The organism is Novosphingobium sp. Sphag1I (genome assembly GCF_056279125.1).
On sequence record NZ_JBWBQS010000006.1, the window covers coordinates 113,688 to 131,230 of the forward strand.

At 62.1% G+C, this 17,543-nt stretch carries 18 protein-coding genes; 4 read left to right on the top strand and 14 right to left on the bottom strand.

Annotation, left to right across the window (positions count from 1 at the left end; all coding sequences use genetic code 11):
• Positions 1-172: 172 nt before the first annotated feature.
• Positions 173-937 carry a cold-shock protein gene (locus tag ACZ9HU_RS08820; protein WP_476104311.1) on the bottom strand — a complete coding sequence of 255 codons (765 nt, stop codon included), beginning with the start codon at positions 935-937 and terminating at the stop codon, positions 173-175.
• A gap of 316 nt (positions 938-1,253) precedes the next feature.
• Between ACZ9HU_RS08820 and ACZ9HU_RS08825 the strand changes: the two genes are divergently transcribed.
• A complete protein-coding gene (locus ACZ9HU_RS08825) occupies positions 1,254-1,682 on the top strand; it encodes a protein tyrosine phosphatase family protein (protein ID WP_476104312.1) in 429 nt (142 codons plus the stop codon).
• A 193-nt stretch (positions 1,683-1,875) separates the two neighbouring features.
• Here ACZ9HU_RS08825 and ACZ9HU_RS08830 read toward each other — a convergent pair whose 3' ends face one another.
• The 9 genes from ACZ9HU_RS08830 to rpmI form a co-directional block, all read right to left on the bottom strand.
• Complete coding sequence (locus ACZ9HU_RS08830) at positions 1,876-3,288, bottom strand: ammonium transporter (protein WP_476104313.1); 1,413 nt, start codon at positions 3,286-3,288, stop codon at positions 1,876-1,878.
• A gap of 29 nt (positions 3,289-3,317) precedes the next feature.
• A complete protein-coding gene (locus ACZ9HU_RS08835) occupies positions 3,318-3,656 on the bottom strand; it encodes a P-II family nitrogen regulator (RefSeq protein WP_168603000.1) in 339 nt (112 codons plus the stop codon).
• A 270-nt stretch (positions 3,657-3,926) separates the two neighbouring features.
• The gene (locus ACZ9HU_RS08840; RefSeq protein ID WP_476104314.1) at positions 3,927-5,471 is read right to left on the bottom strand and encodes a peptide chain release factor 3; all 1,545 of its coding nucleotides are present in this window, start codon (positions 5,469-5,471) and stop codon (positions 3,927-3,929) included.
• A gap of 59 nt (positions 5,472-5,530) precedes the next feature.
• Positions 5,531-6,415 carry an aldose 1-epimerase family protein gene (locus ACZ9HU_RS08845; RefSeq protein WP_476104315.1) on the bottom strand — a complete coding sequence of 295 codons (885 nt, stop codon included), beginning with the start codon at positions 6,413-6,415 and terminating at the stop codon, positions 5,531-5,533.
• A gap of 79 nt (positions 6,416-6,494) precedes the next feature.
• Positions 6,495-8,882 carry a phenylalanine--tRNA ligase subunit beta gene (gene pheT, locus ACZ9HU_RS08850; RefSeq protein ID WP_476104316.1) on the bottom strand — a complete coding sequence of 796 codons (2,388 nt, stop codon included), beginning with the start codon at positions 8,880-8,882 and terminating at the stop codon, positions 6,495-6,497.
• Between the two features lie 12 nt (positions 8,883-8,894).
• Positions 8,895-10,007 carry a phenylalanine--tRNA ligase subunit alpha gene (gene pheS, locus ACZ9HU_RS08855; protein WP_476104317.1) on the bottom strand — a complete coding sequence of 371 codons (1,113 nt, stop codon included), beginning with the start codon at positions 10,005-10,007 and terminating at the stop codon, positions 8,895-8,897.
• Between the two features lie 101 nt (positions 10,008-10,108).
• Positions 10,109-11,065, bottom strand: a complete 957-nt coding sequence (locus tag ACZ9HU_RS08860) for a helix-turn-helix domain-containing protein (protein WP_476104318.1) — start codon at positions 11,063-11,065, stop codon at positions 10,109-10,111.
• Between the two features lie 153 nt (positions 11,066-11,218).
• On the bottom strand, positions 11,219-11,581 hold the full coding sequence (gene rplT / locus ACZ9HU_RS08865; RefSeq protein ID WP_476104319.1) for a 50S ribosomal protein L20: 363 nt from the start codon (positions 11,579-11,581) through the stop codon (positions 11,219-11,221).
• 13 nt (positions 11,582-11,594) lie between these two features.
• The gene (rpmI, locus tag ACZ9HU_RS08870) at positions 11,595-11,798 is read right to left on the bottom strand and encodes a 50S ribosomal protein L35 (RefSeq protein WP_476104320.1); all 204 of its coding nucleotides are present in this window, start codon (positions 11,796-11,798) and stop codon (positions 11,595-11,597) included.
• 261 nt (positions 11,799-12,059) lie between these two features.
• On the opposite strand from rpmI, the gene ACZ9HU_RS08875 reads away from it, so the two are divergent.
• Together ACZ9HU_RS08875 and bfr are read left to right on the top strand one after the other, a co-directional pair.
• Entirely contained in the window at positions 12,060-12,242 is a 183-nt protein-coding gene (locus tag ACZ9HU_RS08875) for a (2Fe-2S)-binding protein (protein WP_476104321.1), read from the top strand.
• A 75-nt stretch (positions 12,243-12,317) separates the two neighbouring features.
• Positions 12,318-12,797 (top strand): bacterioferritin, encoded by a 480-nt coding sequence (gene bfr / locus ACZ9HU_RS08880; RefSeq protein WP_476104322.1) that lies wholly within the window; start codon positions 12,318-12,320, stop codon positions 12,795-12,797.
• An 8-nt stretch (positions 12,798-12,805) separates the two neighbouring features.
• On the opposite strand, the gene ACZ9HU_RS08885 is transcribed toward bfr, so the two are convergent.
• Together ACZ9HU_RS08885 and ACZ9HU_RS08890 are read right to left on the bottom strand one after the other, a co-directional pair.
• Entirely contained in the window at positions 12,806-13,279 is a 474-nt protein-coding gene (locus ACZ9HU_RS08885; protein ID WP_476104323.1) for a gamma-glutamylcyclotransferase family protein, read from the bottom strand.
• Entirely contained in the window at positions 13,227-14,027 is an 801-nt protein-coding gene (locus ACZ9HU_RS08890; RefSeq protein WP_476104449.1) for an inositol monophosphatase family protein, read from the bottom strand. Before ACZ9HU_RS08890 ends, ACZ9HU_RS08885 begins: the two co-directional genes overlap by 53 nt.
• A 173-nt stretch (positions 14,028-14,200) precedes the next feature.
• Between ACZ9HU_RS08890 and ACZ9HU_RS08895 the strand changes: the two genes are divergently transcribed.
• Positions 14,201-15,145 (top strand): helix-turn-helix domain-containing protein, encoded by a 945-nt coding sequence (locus tag ACZ9HU_RS08895; protein WP_476104324.1) that lies wholly within the window; start codon positions 14,201-14,203, stop codon positions 15,143-15,145.
• A 79-nt stretch (positions 15,146-15,224) separates the two neighbouring features.
• Here ACZ9HU_RS08895 and ACZ9HU_RS08900 read toward each other — a convergent pair whose 3' ends face one another.
• Entirely contained in the window at positions 15,225-16,160 is a 936-nt protein-coding gene (locus ACZ9HU_RS08900; protein WP_476104325.1) for a ribose-phosphate pyrophosphokinase, read from the bottom strand.
• A 163-nt stretch (positions 16,161-16,323) separates the two neighbouring features.
• Positions 16,324-17,301, bottom strand: a complete 978-nt coding sequence (gene glpX / locus ACZ9HU_RS08905) for a class II fructose-bisphosphatase (RefSeq protein ID WP_476104326.1) — start codon at positions 17,299-17,301, stop codon at positions 16,324-16,326.
• Positions 17,302-17,543: the final 242 nt, after the last annotated feature.

Genomic DNA, 17,543 nt, shown 5'->3' on the forward strand with positions numbered 1-17,543 from the left:
TTTTCCGAAACAGCTGCAAACGCGAAATGGCGGCGGCCCGAACCGATTCGTTCGGACCTGCCGCCATTTGCGCGCGTTTATGCTGTCGCCGCCTTTGGGTCAAACCTGTCCGTAAAGGAAATCAGGTTTGACCCACGAAGGCCATGCGTCCTCTATTGCAAGAGGTTCGGGATCAACCCTGACGCGGCGAGAGGTTGACCGCCGAGTACTTGCCTCGTCGATCGACTTCGATGTCGAATTCCAGACGGTCGCCTTCGTTGATTTCACGAAGACCCGAACGTTCGACCGCGCTGATGTGCACGAAAGCGTCAGGCTGGCCGTCATCACGCGTGATGAAGCCGAAGCCCTTCATCGCGTTGAAGAACTTGACCGTGCCGGTTGCCTTTTCACCGGTCAGCTGGCGCTGGGGAGCAGCGGGTTCGCGCTTGGCGACCGCGATCACATCACCCACTACCGACAGATCGCTGGCCGACACTTTGCCGCCACGATCCACCAGGGTAAATTCCAGACCCTGACCTTCGGCCAGACCTTCAAGACCAGCGCGTTCGACCGCGCTGATGTGCACGAACACATCTTCGCCGCCGTCTTCACGCTGGATGAAGCCGAAACCCTTTTGAGCGTTGAAGAACTTTACGACGCCTTTGCCCTGGCCAACGACCTGAGCAGGCATGCCGCCGCCACCGCCGCCGCGCGGGCCGCCGAAGCCGCCACCACCGCCGCCGCCGAAGCCGCCGCCACGCGGGCCGCCGCCGAAGCCACCGCGATCGCCGCCGCCGAAGCCGCCACGTTCACGACCGCCACCGAAACGGTCGCCGCCGCCAAAGCGATCACCGCCGCCAAAGCGGTCGCCACCACCCATGAACGGATCAAAGCTGTCTTCGCCGAACCCGTCGCGCTTGTCTCGGCCCCTGCCGCGACGCCCTCTATCAAAACCCATAAAACCGAAAGTACCTTCGCTTCGCCCTGATCCAAATCGCGTGGCACGTGGACGAAACGCACCAAACGACAGGGCAAGCAGCCACGCACAGCGCGTAGCCCTTTCCTCTGCACTTTAAGGCATATCCTAAATTCCAAGGCATGGCGAATAGAATCGCGTCCAAATCCAAGAATATCCGAAAAAAGTGCTGCAAGTGCGCGACTCATCCACCTCCCATAAATCCTCGCTTGTGCGATCCATTCCCGATTGGCAGAGCGATTCCAGCCAATTGGCGCGGCACATTCGCCAACGCGCCTGCCTTGAACAGGAGACATGCATGTTCCGCCAGATTTCCGAGCGCGTCTGGGCCAGCCCGCAAATCAGCCTTGCCGATGTCGAGGCCGCTGCGGCGCAAGGCATCAGCCTGATCATCAACAACCGCCCCGAAGGCGAAAGCGATGACCAGACGCCGGGCGATTCCATCGCGCAGGCCGCCGCCGCCGCAGGCCTTGGCTATGTCGCCATCCCCGTCACCCACGCCGGTTTCAGCAAGGCGCAAGTCACGGCCATGGTCGATGCGCTCAAGGGCGATGGCAAGATCCTGGCCTATTGCCGCTCAGGCACCCGCTCGACGCTGCTCTGGTCGCTGGCTCAGGCCAGCCTTGGCGCTGATCTGAACGAAGTCACCGCGCAGGCCGCCGCCGCTGGCTATGATGTCAGCCCGGTTCGACCGCTGATGGACATGCTGGCCGCGCAGGCTCGCTGATCTATCAGCTAAAACGCAAAAAGGGTCGGGGTTCGCTCCCCGGCCCTTTTTGCTGCCCTGCTCGCATAAAAAAGGGGCCGGAGCGGCTGGCTCCGGCCCTTTGTTAGTTTGTCGTTCGCAGGAGGAACATCGGTAGGCGGAACCGGGGAGGAAGAGAGAGAGGAGAAACCCCAGCCCCGCCAAACTTCTAAATTCACATGTTGTAGGCGCGTTCGCCATGCTCGGTGATGTCGAGGCCTTCGCGCTCGGCTTCTTCCGAGGGACGCAGACCGATGGTCTTGTCCAGAGCGATGAACAGGATCGCCGAACCAACACCCGAGAGAACCAGCGTCAGGACCACAGCCTTGATCTGGGTGATCACCTGACCAACCATGTCATAGGTGCCGGCCTTGGCGGGGAATACGGTGTAGTCCACCCAGCCCTGACCGCCCAGCGAGGGGTCAGCAACAATGCCGGTGCCGATGGCGCCGACGATACCACCGATGCAGTGCACGCCGAACACGTCGAGCGTGTCGTCATACTTCAGCTTGTTCTTCACGGTCGACACGAAGAAGAAGCAGATCGGCGAAACGATCAGACCCAGAACGATCGAGGTCATCGGAGCCGCAAAGCCCGAAGCCGGCGTGATGGCAACCAGACCAGCCACAGCACCCGAAGCAGCGCCCAGCATCGAGGGCTTGCCATGCTTTACCTGTTCAACCAGCGACCAGCTGACAGCGGCGGCGGCGGTGGCGACGAAGGTGTTGATGAAGGCCAGCGAGGCCAGACCATTGGCTTCCAGATTCGAACCGGCGTTGAAGCCGAACCAACCAACCCACAGCAGCGAGGCGCCGATCATGGTCATGGTCAGCGAGTGCGGCGGGGTGGCTTCCTTGCCATAGCCTACGCGCTTGCCGATCACGAGGCAGCCGACCAGGCCAGCAATACCGGCGTTGATGTGCACAACCGTGCCGCCAGCGAAGTCCAGAGCGCCCCAACCATAGAGCAGGCCAGCATCGGCGGTGTTATCCGACAGGAAGTCGGGACCGGCGAAGTACCACACCATGTGCGCCATCGGGAAATAGATGAAGGTCAGCCACAGCACCGTGAAAATGATCAGCGGGGTGAACTTCACGCGTTCTGCAAAAGCACCCACGATCAGCGCCGGCGTGATGCAGGCAAAGGTCATCTGGAAGATGACATAGGTGTATTCAGGCAGATAGACGTTGTTCGAGAAGGTGGCCGCATAGGTGCTGGCCGAAACGCCCATCAGGAACGCCTTGGAGAAGCCGCCGACAAAGGGCGAACCGCCGGTGAAGGCCATCGAATAGCCCCAGCACACCCACACAAGGGCGGCCACCGAAACGATCATGAAAACCTGCATCAGCACGCTGAGCATGTTCTTGGTGCGGACAAGACCGCCATAAAACAGGGCCAGAGCCGGGATGCTCATCAACAGCACCAGCACCGCGGACACGAGCATCCAGGTGTTGTCGCCCTTGTTGACCATGGTGGCCATCTGTTCGGCGGTCGGCGCCTTGATCGGCGCGGCCTGCGCAAAAGCGGTGGTGGCGGCAAAGAGCGATGCGCCCAAAGCCCCAGCGCCGCAGATCATCTTGCGGATCATAGTGGGTTCACTCCTAAGGCTGGCACCGCTCACAGGGCGGTATCCCCGGTTTCACCGGTGCGGATGCGGACGGCCGAGGCCAGGTCGAGCACGAAGATCTTGCCATCGCCGATCGCTTCGGTGCTGGCGGCCTGCTGGATGGTTTCGACCACGCGCGGCGCCAGTTCGTCGCTGGCGGCGATCTCGATCTTCACCTTAGGCAGCATGTTGGTCGAATATTCGGCACCGCGATAGATTTCGGTCTGCCCTTTTTGCCGACCAAAGCCCTTCACTTCGGACACCGTCAGACCGGCGACCCCAAGTGCGCCGAGAGCTTCACGCACCTCGTCGAGCTTGAACGGCTTGATGATGGCGATGATGAACTTCATGCCTATCCCCTATTAGCCCACCGGCCCTGCGCCGGCATGCCAATAGGGGTTGCAAGGGGCGTGCCAATTCATCGCTTCTTGAGATTTCGGTTCATCTCGGCGCGAATTGGCACCATCTGGCGGATAAATCATCGGACACCGCGCCCGATTCCTATGCATCTGCTTAAAATTTAGGCAGGCATTTGGCCCTAAACGCGCCACGCCCAAAAAAGTTGCGCGCCAGAACCGGGGTTCCGACGCGCAATTTTTATCCAGCGATGATACCGACCCTTACCGCTCCTTGGTCGCAGAAAAGGTCAATTCGGGATTGCGCTCCTGCTGATACGAAACGTCCCAGACCGAGCGCGCCATGAACACCGGATCGCCATCGCGGTCCTTGGCCAGATTGGCGCGGTTGAATTCGGCAAAGTCGGACAGGGCCTTGGCATCGCCCTTGACCCAGCGCGCCGTGTCAAAGGGCGCCGGTTCGAGCATCGCCCCGACCTTGTATTCCGCCTCCAGCCGCGAAATCAGCACGTCGAGCTGAAGCTGGCCCACGACGCCGACAATCCATTGACTGCCGATTTCGGGATAGAAAACCTGAATCACGCCTTCTTCCGAGAGATCGTCCAACGCCTTGCGCAATTGCTTGGTCTTGGTCGGGTCCTTCAATTGCACGCGGCGCAGGATTTCCGGCGCAAAATTGGGCAGGCCGGTGAAGCGCACCTTGTTCGTTTCCGACAAAGTATCGCCCACGCGCAACGTGCCGTGGTTGGGAATGCCGATAATGTCGCCCGGCTGCGCCTCGTCGGCGATTTCGCGGTCCTGCGCAAAAAACAGGATCGGCGAATGCACCGCAATCGGCTTGCCCAAAGCGCTGGGAGTCAGTTTCATGCCGCGCTTGAACGTGCCCGACACCAGGCGCATGAAGGCGATACGATCGCGGTGCATCGGGTCCATATTGGCCTGCACCTTGAAGATAAAGCCTGTCACCTCGCCGCCCGAAGGGTCGATCACGCCAGCCTCGCTGGGCTGAGGGCGCGGCGGGGGCGCAATGCGGGCGATCGCCTCGATCAATTCGGCCACGCCAAAGTTTTTCAGCGCCGAACCAAAGAACACCGGCGTCAGATCGCCATGGCGATAGGCCTCTAGGTCAAATTCGGGATAGCCCGCCTGCCCCAGTTCGATCTCCTCGGCAAATTCCTCCGGCACCGGCTCGTGATCAACTTTGCCCAGAAATTCGCGGCTGTCGCCCTCGGGGCGGCTGATGCGCCCGCTGTTCAGGTCAAGGATGCCCTCAAACGTGCCGCCCATGCCCACCGGCCAGCTTTGCGGCGAAACGTCGAGCGCCAGCGCATCGGCCACTTCGTCAAGAATCTCGAACACCGGGCGGCCTTCACGGTCCACCTTGTTGACAAAGGTGATGATCGGCACATTGCGCATCCGGCACACTTCAAACAGTTTGCGCGTCTGCGGCTCGATGCCCTTGGCCGCGTCAATCACCATGATGGCCGAATCCACCGCGGTCAGCGTGCGATAGGTATCCTCGGAAAAATCCTCGTGCCCCGGCGTGTCGAGCAGGTTGAAGGTGATATGCCCCAGCCCCTCAAACTCGCGGGCAAAGGTCATCACGGATGACGTCACCGAGATCCCGCGCTGCTGCTCGATCTTCATCCAGTCCGAACGCGCGCGCCGCGCCGCCCCGCGCGCCTTCACCTCGCCCGCCAGGTGGATCGCGCCGCCGTTCAGCAACAGCTTTTCGGTCAGCGTGGTCTTACCCGCGTCAGGGTGCGAGATGATGGCAAAGGTGCGGCGTGTGGCGTAGGCTTGATTCATGGTCGCGCGCTTACATGGCGCGGGGCTTTTCGTCTATCCCGCGCTTACGCCCTTGGCGTCTATCCCGCGCTTACCATCACATCCATGCGGAACCTGCGTGCTTCACCCGGCGGCAACAGGATAATCCCCGGCTTGGCACTGATCTCACCATCGAAACCTTGTGGATCGGCATGGCCCGCCCATGGCTCGATGCACAGATAATGCGCGCCCGGCACCTGCCACAGGCCCAGATCCGGCGTATCGGGAAAGGCCATATCAAGCGAAGGGCCCTGCGGAGAAACATAGCGAAGCGCCCGGCTGGCCATATCTTTCCAGATCATCGCGTCCTGATCAAACAGCCCTTCATGCAGCGCCAATTCGCGCCCCACCACCGGCGTCGCCTCACCCTCGGGCAGGAGTTCACCTGTCGCCTTGCTGACCCGGCGGACAGGCCCCGGTTCGTCTGCGGCGAATATGATCCGATGCGCGGTCTTTTCACCTCCGCCCGGCAAAGGCCATGCAAAGGCCGGATGATAGCCAAAGCTGAAAGGCATCACTCCATCGCCGCGATTATGCACTGTCGCGGCCATATGGAGCGTTCCGCCAGCCAAATGGAACGCCATCTCCAAACGGAAAGCAAAGGGGTAAACTTCACGCGTCGCCGCGCTATCCTCCAGCGCGAAAGTGACGGCATCCTCGCTCTGCTGAACGATGGCAAACAGATTGCGCCGCGCGAATCCATGGCGCGGCAGGGCATATTCGCGCCCTTCATGGCGGAACAAATTGCCCGACAGAGCGCCGACAATCGGGAACAGCAAAGGCGCGTGGCCGGTCCAATAGGCCGGATCGGCGTCCGTCATATACTCCCGCCCCGCCCCATCACGCAGCGAGCGCAGTTCAGCCCCCAGAGGATGGATCAGCGCGCTCCATTCGCCCGAAACGATACGTACCAGATCCTCGCTCACGCCATTCCCCATATCCGGCCCACAAAAAAGGCGCCGCGAGAATGCCCGCAGCGCCCTTTTATCTCAAGCCCTTAAAGCCTTAGCCGCGCAGAGTTGCCCCCTGCTTGGCGGCGGCGGCCGTCACCTTGTCGGCAATCGCCTTGAGGTCGGCTTCATTATAGCTCTTTTCCGTCGGTTGCAGCGTCACCTCAATGGCCAGCGACTTCTGACCTTCGGGCACGCCTTGGCCCCGGAAATCGTCAAAGATGCGGGCCGCGATGATATTCGCCTTATCCGCACCCTTGACCGCGCGCAGCAGATCGCCTGCGGGAAGCTCGGCCTTCACAAGGAAGGCAAAGTCACGCTTGACCGCCTGCAAGGCCGGGGGCGCATAATTGACGCGGGCAAAGCCTGATGCGCCCTTCTTGCCCGGAATGGCGTCGAGGAAGATTTCCGCCACCGCCACCGGGCCATCAAGGTCAAACGCCTTGGCGGTGGTGGGGTGCAACATGCCAAACCGCGCCAGCACATTTTTTGGCCCAAGGCGCAAGGTGGCTGACTGGCCGGGGTGGAACTGCGCGCCCGCCTCGCCCATGATTTGCAGATTGTCCACCGGCGCCCCCGCTTCGGCCAGCAGGGCCAAAGCCTCGGCCTTGGCGTCAAAGGCGTCAAACGCCTGCGCCTTGCCCGTCGCCCAGCCGCGCGGGGTCTTGTCGCCCGCCAGCACCACGGCCAGCGTCAGCCGCTCCGCCCCCTTGCCATTGGCATCGCGCAGATAGCGGCGACCAATTTCAAACAGACGCAGCGAAGATCCCCCACGCGCCAGATTGCGCTTGGCCGCCGAAAGCAGGCCGGGGATCAGGCTCGGACGCATGACCTTCAGGTCTTCGCTGATCGGGTTGGCCAGACGCCAGAGCGGGCCTTCGGCAAAATGCTCCGCCTCGCCCTCGGGCAGGAAGGACCAGGTGATCGCCTCGTTAAGGCCCCGCGCAGCAGCGGCGCGGCGCAGGCGGCGCTCCAGCTTCTGCACCGGGGTCGCGGTCGGCTTGGCCACGCCATCCTCGCGCGGCAGAGGCACGCTCTCGATCCCGTCGAGGCCGTGGATACGCACCACTTCCTCAACAATATCCGCCGCGCCATCGACATCCGGACGCCAGCCCGGCACCGTCACGGCCCAATCGGCACCCACGGCAAAGCCCAGCGCGGACAGGATGCGCTTCTGCTCGTCCCCGGCAATTTCCACCCCGCCCAGCTTGGTCACCAGCGCGGGATCGAAGGCAACCACCTTGGGGGTCGCAGGCGCTGCACCGGCGCGCACCACTTCGCTGGCCTCACCGCCGCAAATCTCAAGGATCAGCCCGGTCAGCAAATCAAGCCCGGTTTCAAGGAAGGCCGGGTCCACCCCGCGCTCAAACCGCGCACGAGCGTCCGAGGTCAGGTTCAACGCCCGCCCCGTCGCGGCAATCCGCTCCGGCGTGAAATAGGCGATTTCCAGCAGGACATCGGTCGTATCCTCGCTGCACCCCGAATGTTCGCCGCCCATGATCCCGGCGATGTCATGCACGCCCGCATCATCGGCAATCACCGTCATCGTGTCGGTCAGATCATAGGTCTTGCCATTAAGCGCAAGGCACTGTTCACCCGCCACCGCGCGACGCGCCACGACCGCGCCCGACAGCTTGCCCAGATCATAGGCATGGGCCGGGCGGCCATAGGTCAGCATCACATAATTGGTGATGTCCACCAAGGCCGAGATCGGGCGCTGGCCCGCAGCCTTGAGCGCGGCCTGAAGCCATTCCGGGCTGGGGCCGTTCTTCACGCCCTTGACGGTGCGGCCATAAAAGGCGGGGCAACCATCGGTATCCTCGGTGCGGATTTCGACCGGGCAAGGGTAAGAACCGGCAATCCCCGGCGCGGCAATCGGCTTCAACGTGCCCAGACCAGCAGCGGCCAGATCGCGCGCGATGCCATAGACGCCCATGCAGTCCGGGCGGTTGGGCGTGACCGAAATGTCGAACACCGGATCGGCGCCGTGATAGTCGGCAAAAGCGGTGCCGACCGGCGCGTCTTCGGGCAATTCGATGATGCCGTCATGGCCCTCGCCCAGCTCCAGCTCGCGCATCGAACACATCATGCCGTTCGATTCGACGCTGCGCACGGCAGCAACCTTCAGCACCATGCCATTGGCGGGCACGACAGCGCCGGGCAGGCCCAGCACGCCGATCAACCCGGCCCGCGCATTGGGCGCGCCGCAGACCACCTGAAGCGGCTGGCCCTCGCCAGTGTCCACCGACAGCACCTGCAACTTGTCGGCATTGGGGTGGCGTTCGGCCGTCAGGATGCGCGCAACGCGAAAGCCTTTCAGCTTTTCCGCCGGGTCCTCGATGCCTTCAACCTCAAGGCCGATGGCGTTCAGCTTGCCCGCGATCTGTTCGACGGTGGCTTCGGTTTCCAGATGGGCCTTCAGCCACGAAAGAGAGAATTTCATTGTCGCCGCCCCTTATGCCTGTACGCCAACGCCGCCCGACAGGGTCGGCACATCAAGGCCGGAAAAGCCGTAATGGCCCAGCCAGCGCGCATCGCCATCAAAGAAGGCCCGCAAATCGTTCATCCCATATTTCAGCATGGCCAGGCGATCGACACCCACGCCAAAGGCAAAGCCCTGCCACTGGTCCGGGTCATAGCCGCCAGCGGTCAGCACATGGCGGTTGACCATGCCCGACCCCAGCAGTTCCATCCACGAATGGCCCGGCGCATCGCCCGAACCGCCCACCACGCGGCGCCCGTCGACATAGGAATAGCCGGTGTCGACCTCGACGCTGGGTTCGGTGAAAGGGAAATAGGACGGCCGCAGGCGCAGCACGATATCGTCACGCTCAAAGAACGCCTTGAGCATGGTTTCCAGCGTCCATTTCAGATGCGCCAGCGTGATATCCTTGCCAATCACCAAGCCTTCGACCTGATGGAACATCGGCGTATGCGTGGCATCTGAATCGCTGCGATAAACCCGCCCCGGCGCGATGATGCGCAAAGGCTTGTCGCCGCCCGCCGCCAGCATCGCGCGGATCTGCACCGGGCTGGTATGCGTGCGCAGCACCATATCCTGCTCGGTCTCGTAACCGCTGGCGGCCTTGTCGATATAGAATGTGTCGTGCATCGCGCGCGCCGGATGGCTTTCGGGCATATTGAGCGCGGTGAAATTGTGCCAGTCGTCCTCGATCTCCGGCCCGGTGGCGACGGCAAAGCCCAGATCGGCAAAGATCTCGGCCAATTCGTCCATCACTTGGCTGACGGGATGCACGCTGCCACGGGCGCTTTCGGGCGCGGGCAGGGTCAGATCGACCGTCTCGGCGGCCAGCTTGGCTTCGAGCGCCGCGCTTTCGAGCGCCGCCTTCTTTTCGGCCAAAGCATTGGTCACGCCTTCGCGAAGGGCATGGATTTTGGGGCCGGTGGACTGACGCTCTTCCGGGCTCATCCCGCCCAGGGTTTTGAGCAGGCCGGAGATCGAGCCGCTCTTGCCCAGAAACGCCACGCGCAGCGCGTCGAGCGCGTCCAGATCCTGCGCCTTTGCAATGCTGTCGAGCGCCTGTGCGCCGAGACTTTCGTAATCCATGCTATGTCCGTTTGCTGATGGGCGCGGCATCCGGCCATGCGCCTGCACCTGCGCCCGTTCCTGCGCCCTTTAGGGCGGTGTGCGCCCAAGTTCAACCAAGTTCAGCCTTGCGCGATTTTCCGGCGCGGCCCGCTGGCCGCTGCCTCCATAAGGCGCGCGGGTGCGTGAGCGGCCAGACTGGCCCCCTGCGGCCCGTCCAGCGCCTGCACCGCAGCCCCGGCAATCCGCGCCCGTTCACGCATGATCGCCTCGATGATGGGATGGGGGATCTTGGCATATTCACGCGGGGTCATGCCCATGAATTGCCGAAACTCGCGCACGAACTGGGCCTGATCGTGATAATGCCCATCCAGCGCGCCGATCCATTTCAGCGTCGGGTCCAGAATGAACTGGGCAAGGCTGCGCATGAACCGTTGGCGGCGCAGCAGAAGCTTGGGCGGAAAGCCGAAGGATTGCAGGCAAATCCGCTCGACCGTCCGCGCGCTGATCCCGCTCCTTTGCGCCAGATCGGCCACCGTCGAAACCGCCGGATCGACCAGCGCGGCATGGATCGCCTGCACGCGAATATCGTCGGCCCGCCCATGGCCCAGGCGCGACAGGAAAAACTGGCCAATGCGCGCCAATTCGCCATCGACATCGGTCTGCGGACCAAACAGGTTTTGCGCCAGAGGCAGGAAGGAAGCAAAGACAGGGTGCTGCCCTCCATCCAGCAAGGCATCCGCCATATCCGCCGCCGCCACGCCGATAAATTTGTCCCAGCCCAGCGGCAAAAGGCCCACGCCCCAGATCCGGCAGGTGCCAACCTCAAAACGAACAGCCTGACCGCTGGGCCCGGTGACCGCGAAATGGCAATCGGCGATGCTGTGCCCCGCCGGATTTTGCGCGGCCAGCGGCGCGCCCGATGCAAAGCGTAAATTGGCCCATTCCGGGTGAAGGTAATCGACAACCCTTTCCCCGGGTGCAAGATCGATTTCGGCCAGATAGAAGGATGTGAAATAACAGGCCAATGCCGCCGGAGGGGCGAAAAACCGCGCACGAACGGCCGAACCGCGTGTCATTGTCACCCCCCTGTTTTTGTTCTGCGAGCCGGGGGCAGATTGCCTTAACGCAGACCTGAATGCAACGTCACCTTTTGGACGACGCGCAACAAAAAAGGCGCGAAAGGCTGCATTACAGCCCCTCGCGCCTCTTTGTCCAAGTCTGCGAACCGCTTAGGCGGCGGGCAGAGCAGCCTTGGCCTGAGCCAGAACAGCCGAGAACACGGCCGCTTCGTTCAGAGCCAGGTCGGCCAGCGACTTGCGATCGAGTTCGATGCCAGCCAGCTTGACGCCGTTGATGAACTGCGAATAGGTCAGGCCTTCGGCGCGAACCGCAGCGTTGATACGCTGGATCCACAAGGCGCGGAAGGTCCGCTTCTTGACCTTGCGGTCGCGGTAAGCGTACTGACCGGCTTTTTCAACGGCCTGACGAGCAACGCGGATCGTATTCTTGCGACGGCCGCGGTAACCCTTGGCCTGTTCCAGAATATTCTTGTGCTTGGCGCGGGTGGTAACACCCCTCTTGACACGTGCCATACTTCAGTACTCCTCAGTTCAGCCCGTAGGGCGCCCACTTCTTGATCACCTTCGCATCGGCGTCGCTGATCACTTCGGTGCCGCGGTTCTGACGGATGTACTTCGCGTTATGGCTGATCAAACGGTGACGCTTACCAGCGACGCCATGCTTGACCTTGCCATTGGCGGTGATCTTGAAGCGCTTCTTCACACCGCTCTTGGTCTTCATCTTGGGCATTTTCATCTCCTTGATCTAGCGGTCCGTCCCGCTTGCCGTGGCAGCCCTTGATGGCCAGGCAGGCGAGCGAATCTGTCTGGCGACAAACCCTCCGAACCGGTTGAAGGGGCGCGCCTTAGGGGCAACGCCGGGCAAATGCAAGCGCCTTGGCGGCGCGGGTGTCTATATCCTCGACCCAGCGCATTTTTGCGAATGACCCGCAAAAACACTTGCTATTGCGAACTCTTCGCATTACAAGCGAATCACTCTCTTTGGAGCCGAATGTCGATGTATATCTGCATCTGCAATGCCCTTCGCGAAAAGGATCTGCGCGTCACCGCCCGCTGTCATGCCGGCGATGCCGAAACGCTCTACAACCGCCTTGGCTGCCGCCCTCAATGCCGCCAATGCCTTGAAGACGCCGACCAGATCGTGAACGAGGAACGCAGCAGAGTCCCGGCCTGACGCGCGCAATCCATTTGCCTCCTGGGCCTCCGGCGGGTTAGTCATACCCCCCTCACTACCCGCCGGAGAGTTCCCATGAAGGGCGACGCCAAAGTCATCGAATTTCTGAACAAGGCGCTCTATAACGAGCTGACCGCGATCAATCAGTACTGGCTGCATTTCCGCCTGCTGGACAATTGGGGCGTGCACAAGCTGGCCCAGTTCGAGCGCCACGAATCGATCGACGAAATGAAGCATGCCGACCTTCTGGCCGACCGCATCCTTTTTCTCGAAGGTCTGCCCAATTTCCAGCATCTGGGCCGCCTGCGCGTGGGCGAAACGGTTGAGGAAGTCATCAAGGCAGACCTCGCGCTGGAAATGGACGCGATCCCGCTGCTGAAAGAGGCGATTGAATATGCCGAAAGCGTGCGCGATTTCATCAGCCGCGACCTGTTCCAGAAGATTCTGGAAAGCGAGGAAGAACATGTCGACACGCTGGAAAAGCAGCTCGACATGATCGAGCGCATGGGCATCCAGAACTATATCCAGCTTAACAGCGAAGCGGCCAAAGACTGATCGGCGCTTTAATCGGCAAAGGCCCGCGCCCGGCGGGCCTTTAACCAAGCGGCGAAATCCCCCCCGGCAATCCGCATGGCCCCGCGCGGCAAGGCGCCTCGCCAGATATAGGCCTGCGCCCATTGCGTCCCGGCCATAACCCTGCGCCGCCGATAATCACGCCCTTCATAGGCATCGAGCCGCGCCAGCGCCCGCGCATCAAACCCGGACCCCGCACGATAGATCACACCACGCACGGACCCCGCCCCCGGAACCAGCGCCGGATACCATCCCCGCCGATCAGGCACGGCATAAAGCCGCCCCCGAACACAAGCGGGCCGCCCCGCCTCCAAAAGAGTATGGGTGGCCCGTTCATGCCGGTTACCGCTGCCCGCGATCAGCGTGCCATAGAAAAAGAAGTGACGCCCGGATCGCAAAAGCCGACCGGGATCAATGGTCGTGGTGGTGATCGTGGTTACAGGCCAGCGCCTCGACCACATCATCCTGACGCGCCGGATCGCCCATCGCCAGCACGTGCCCGGTCGAACCGGCATGCAGCGGATCGCCGTTCCAATCGCACATCAAACCGCCCGCGCCCTCAACCACCGGCACCAGCGCGGCCCAGTCGTGCAGTTTCAGCCCCGCCTCGCAAATAATGTCGAGATGGCCGCTGGCCAGCATGGCGTAATTATAGCAGTCGCCGCCCATCACCATCCGGCGATAATCGGTCTTGGCCGCCAGAGCCATGAAGTGCTCGCCCTCATGGTCGCTGAAATAATGCGGGCCGGTGGTGGCAATGGTGGCATCGCCCAATTCGCGGCAGCGGCGGGTGCTGACCGGCTGGCCATTGAGCAAGGTCTTGCGGCCCGAGGCGCCCACCCAGCGTTCACCCGCAATCGGTTGATCAATCACGCCCAGCACCGGCCAGCCTTCGACCACCAGCGCGATCAGCGTGCCGAAAATCGCGCGCCCGGCCAGAAAACCCGCCGTGCCGTCAATCGGGTCCAGAACCCAGCTGCGGCCCGACGTGCCCGCCGTAATGCCATATTCCTCGCCAATGATGGTGTCGTCGGGGCGTTCGGCGCGCAGGATCGCACGCATCGCTTCTTCGGCGGCCTGATCGGCAAGAGTGACAGGGCTGGCGTCCTCCTTGCGTTCGCTGGCCACGCCAGAGCGGAAATAGGGGCGGATCGCCGCGCCTGCCGCATCGGCAAGACGTTGGGCCAGATCAATGTCAGCGTCGAGGTTCATTTTCATAGGGCGGCTTGTGCCTCTGCTGGTGGGGTACGGTCAAGCCAATGGTCAATCTTGACGTTCAATATCGCATGACAATCGGTTGACAAAAGGTGATGCAGGCGAAATTGAAACAATAAGTTTCCGTAAGTACGCCTTACGGCATAAATCAAAAGTTGGTCCAAAATTATATGCTAAAACCCACCAAACCTGCGCTCGATGCGGCGGTCACCCCGCTCGCAGGTCGGTCGAGTCAAGGCCAACCACTTTCATTTAATCGCGGACCAGCAGCCGATTTGGTGCCTTGGGTAGGCCGAATTTACGTTACGCCGGTTAAATTGCCACCTGATTATTGCCTTGTTTCTGGCATATTCAACGACACTTCTATGGTCCGCATCCAATTAGGCGGGGAATGGACCGCTCATTCGGCCGACGGGATCGTCCATCATGGCCGCTCTGCCCTGATCTTTGGCCCCCAGACCAAGCTTATGCCTATCACGGTGAAGGGCAGCTTCACCTCGATCGGCTATGCGCTCAAACCCGGCGCGGGCTATGCCCTGTTCGGGCGCAGCGCACACGAAATGGTCAACCGGCTCGTCCCGCTCGAACATTTCGGAATCGACAGCGCAGATACGCTGGCCGCCTTTGAACATGTCGATGATCCCGCCACGATTGCCAATATTCTTGAGCGCAGATTTCGCGATCTGGTTGAAAAGCTTGGCCGCCCCCACCCCAGCCCGATCAGCGCGGCTTTCGAGGCGCTCAGCTTTATCAACCCCAACGCAAGCATTGCCGAATTTGCCGAGGAAATGGCCATCAGCATGCGCCAACTGGAGCGGATCATCCGCCGCGACTTTGGCATGCCGCCCAAGCAGGTCATGCGCCGCGCCCGCGCGCTCGACATGGCCAGCCACCTGCACGGCGTGGCGGATGAGGCCGAGGCCGAGGAACTGATCCTGCGCTATTTCGATCAGGCGCAGATGACGCGCGAATTTACCGAATTGTTCGGCGTCACCCCGCGCCGCTTTGTCAAAACGCCCAATCCGCTGCTGACGCTGGCGCTGGAATCGCGCCAGGCCAAACGGCTGGAGGCGCTGGAACGCGTGCCGCCAGGCGGCAGCCGCCCATGGCAATAGGCAAAAGAAAAGGCCGGGCGGACCTGTTGAGGTCACACGCCCGGCCTTGATTCTTCGGGCCACTAACGCCCGGTCGTTATCAGTCGAACAGGCTCGACACCGAGCTTTCATCCGCAATACGACGGATCGCTTCACCAATCAGCGGCGCGATGGTCAGGAGACGGATCTTGTCCGACTTCTGGGTTTCTTCGGTCGGCAGGATCGTGTCGGTGATGACCAGTTCCTTGAGCGCCGAATTGTTGACGCGCGACACCGCCGCGCCCGACAGAACGCCATGGGTGATATAGGCGGTGACCGAAGCGGCGCCTTCATCCATCAATGCCTGCGCGGCGTTGCACAGCGTGCCGCCCGAATCGATGATGTCGTCGATCAGGATGCAGGTGCGGCCCTTCACGTCGCCGATGATGTTCATCACTTCCGATACGCCGGGCTTGTCGCGACGCTTGTCGACGATGGCCAGAGGAGCGTTGTTCAAACGCTTGGCCAGCGCGCGGGCGCGCACAACACCGCCAACGTCGGGCGAGACAACCATCAGCCCGGCATCGCCATTGCGCGCCAAAATGTCGGCGGCCATCACGGGCGCGGCAAACAGGTTGTCGGTGGGAATGTCAAAGAAGCCCTGAATCTGACCAGCATGCAAATCGACCGCCAGAACGCGGTCGGCGCCCGCAGTCGTGATCAGATTGGCCACCAGCTTGGCCGAGATCGGCGTGCGGGGGCCGGGCTTGCGGTCCTGACGAGCGTAACCGAAATAAGGGATCACGGCGGTGATACGCTTGGCCGATGCGCGACGCAGCGCGTCGATACAGATCAGCAGTTCCATGAGATTGTCATTGGCCGGATAGGCCGTCGACTGGACGACAAAGACGTCCTCGCCGCGCACGTTTTCATGGATTTCGACGAAGACTTCCTCGTCGGCAAAGCGGCGCACGCTGGCATCCGTCAATTGCAGTTCCAGATAGCCCGCAATCGCGCGCGCCAGCGGCAGGTTACCGTTACCGGCAAGGATCTTCATCTCGCGTATCTCCACTGCACGCGGCATGAAAGACTCACCGCCGCGTAGCTTCCCTCCCGCGCGCCTCTAGCCAAAGCTGGCAGGAATGCAAGGTTTGCGGACATGCAAAAGGGGACAGACCGCACGGCCTGTCCCCTTTCGTGACATTTCACCGCAGAACGGATTATGCCCGACGATCGCCCTTGACCCAGCGCACAGTGCCCGTGCTGGCGCGCATGACGACGCTTTCGGTGGTCATGCGGCCATTGCGCAGGCGCTTGACGCCCTTGAGCAGCGAACCGTCAGTCACGCCGCTGGCGGCAAAGATGCAGTCGCCCTTGGCCAGTTCGGTCAGGTCATAGATCTTGTTGAGATCGGTGATGCCCCACTTCTTGGCGCGGGCCTTTTCGTCATCGTTGCGGAACACCAGACGGCCCTTGAACTGACCACCGACACAGCGCAGCGCGGCCGCCGCCAGCACGCCCTCGGGCGCGCCGCCCTGGCCCATATACATGTCGATGTTGGTTTCTTCGGTGTTGGTGGTGGCGATCACCCCCGCCACGTCGCCGTCGCCGATCAGATAGACGCCGCAGCCAAGCGCGCGCAGTTCCTCGATCAGATCGGTGTGGCGCGGGCGGTCCAGCACGCAGACCACGATGTCTTCGGGCGCCACGCCCTTGGCGGCGGCCACGGCCTTGACGTTCTCGGTCGGGCTCTTGGCCAGATCGATGATGCCATCAGGATAGCCCGGCCCCACCGCCAGCTTGTCCATATAGGTGTCGGGCGCGTTGAGCAGCCCGCCCTCTTCGGCAATCGCCAGCACGGCCAGCGAGTTCGGCCCGGCCTTGGCGCAGATCGTCGTGCCTTCGAGCGGGTCGAGCGCGATGTCGATCTTGGGGCCCTTGCCCAGCGCCGCGCCGACCTTTTCGCCGATATAGAGCATCGGCGCCTCGTCGCGTTCGCCTTCGCCGATCACCACGGTGCCGTCGATATAGAGCTCGTTGAGCTTCTCGCGCATGGCTTCGACCGCGGCGGCATCGGCGGCCTTCTCGTCGCCGCGCCCGATCAGCTTGGCCGAGGCGATGGCGGCCGCTTCGGTCACGCGCACCATTTCAAGCACCAGAACGCGGTCGAGAATCTTGCTGGCAGGAGTAGCGCTCATAATCTGTCCGATTCCTTCAGGAATGTATGGCCCCTATGCCGGACCTGTTGGTCGGCAGTGTGAATTCTGGTTGTGAATACCTATGCAGGCTTGTCCGCTTACCTATGCAAGATCCGATTGTCGAGCCGACAAATGCCGCAAACGCAAAGCCGAGGCCGCAATTGGCCCAACATACGAACCCAGCCCCGGACCGAACAAAGAAAAACGCCGGAGGACATGCCCCCGGCGTTCCAATTGCCGTA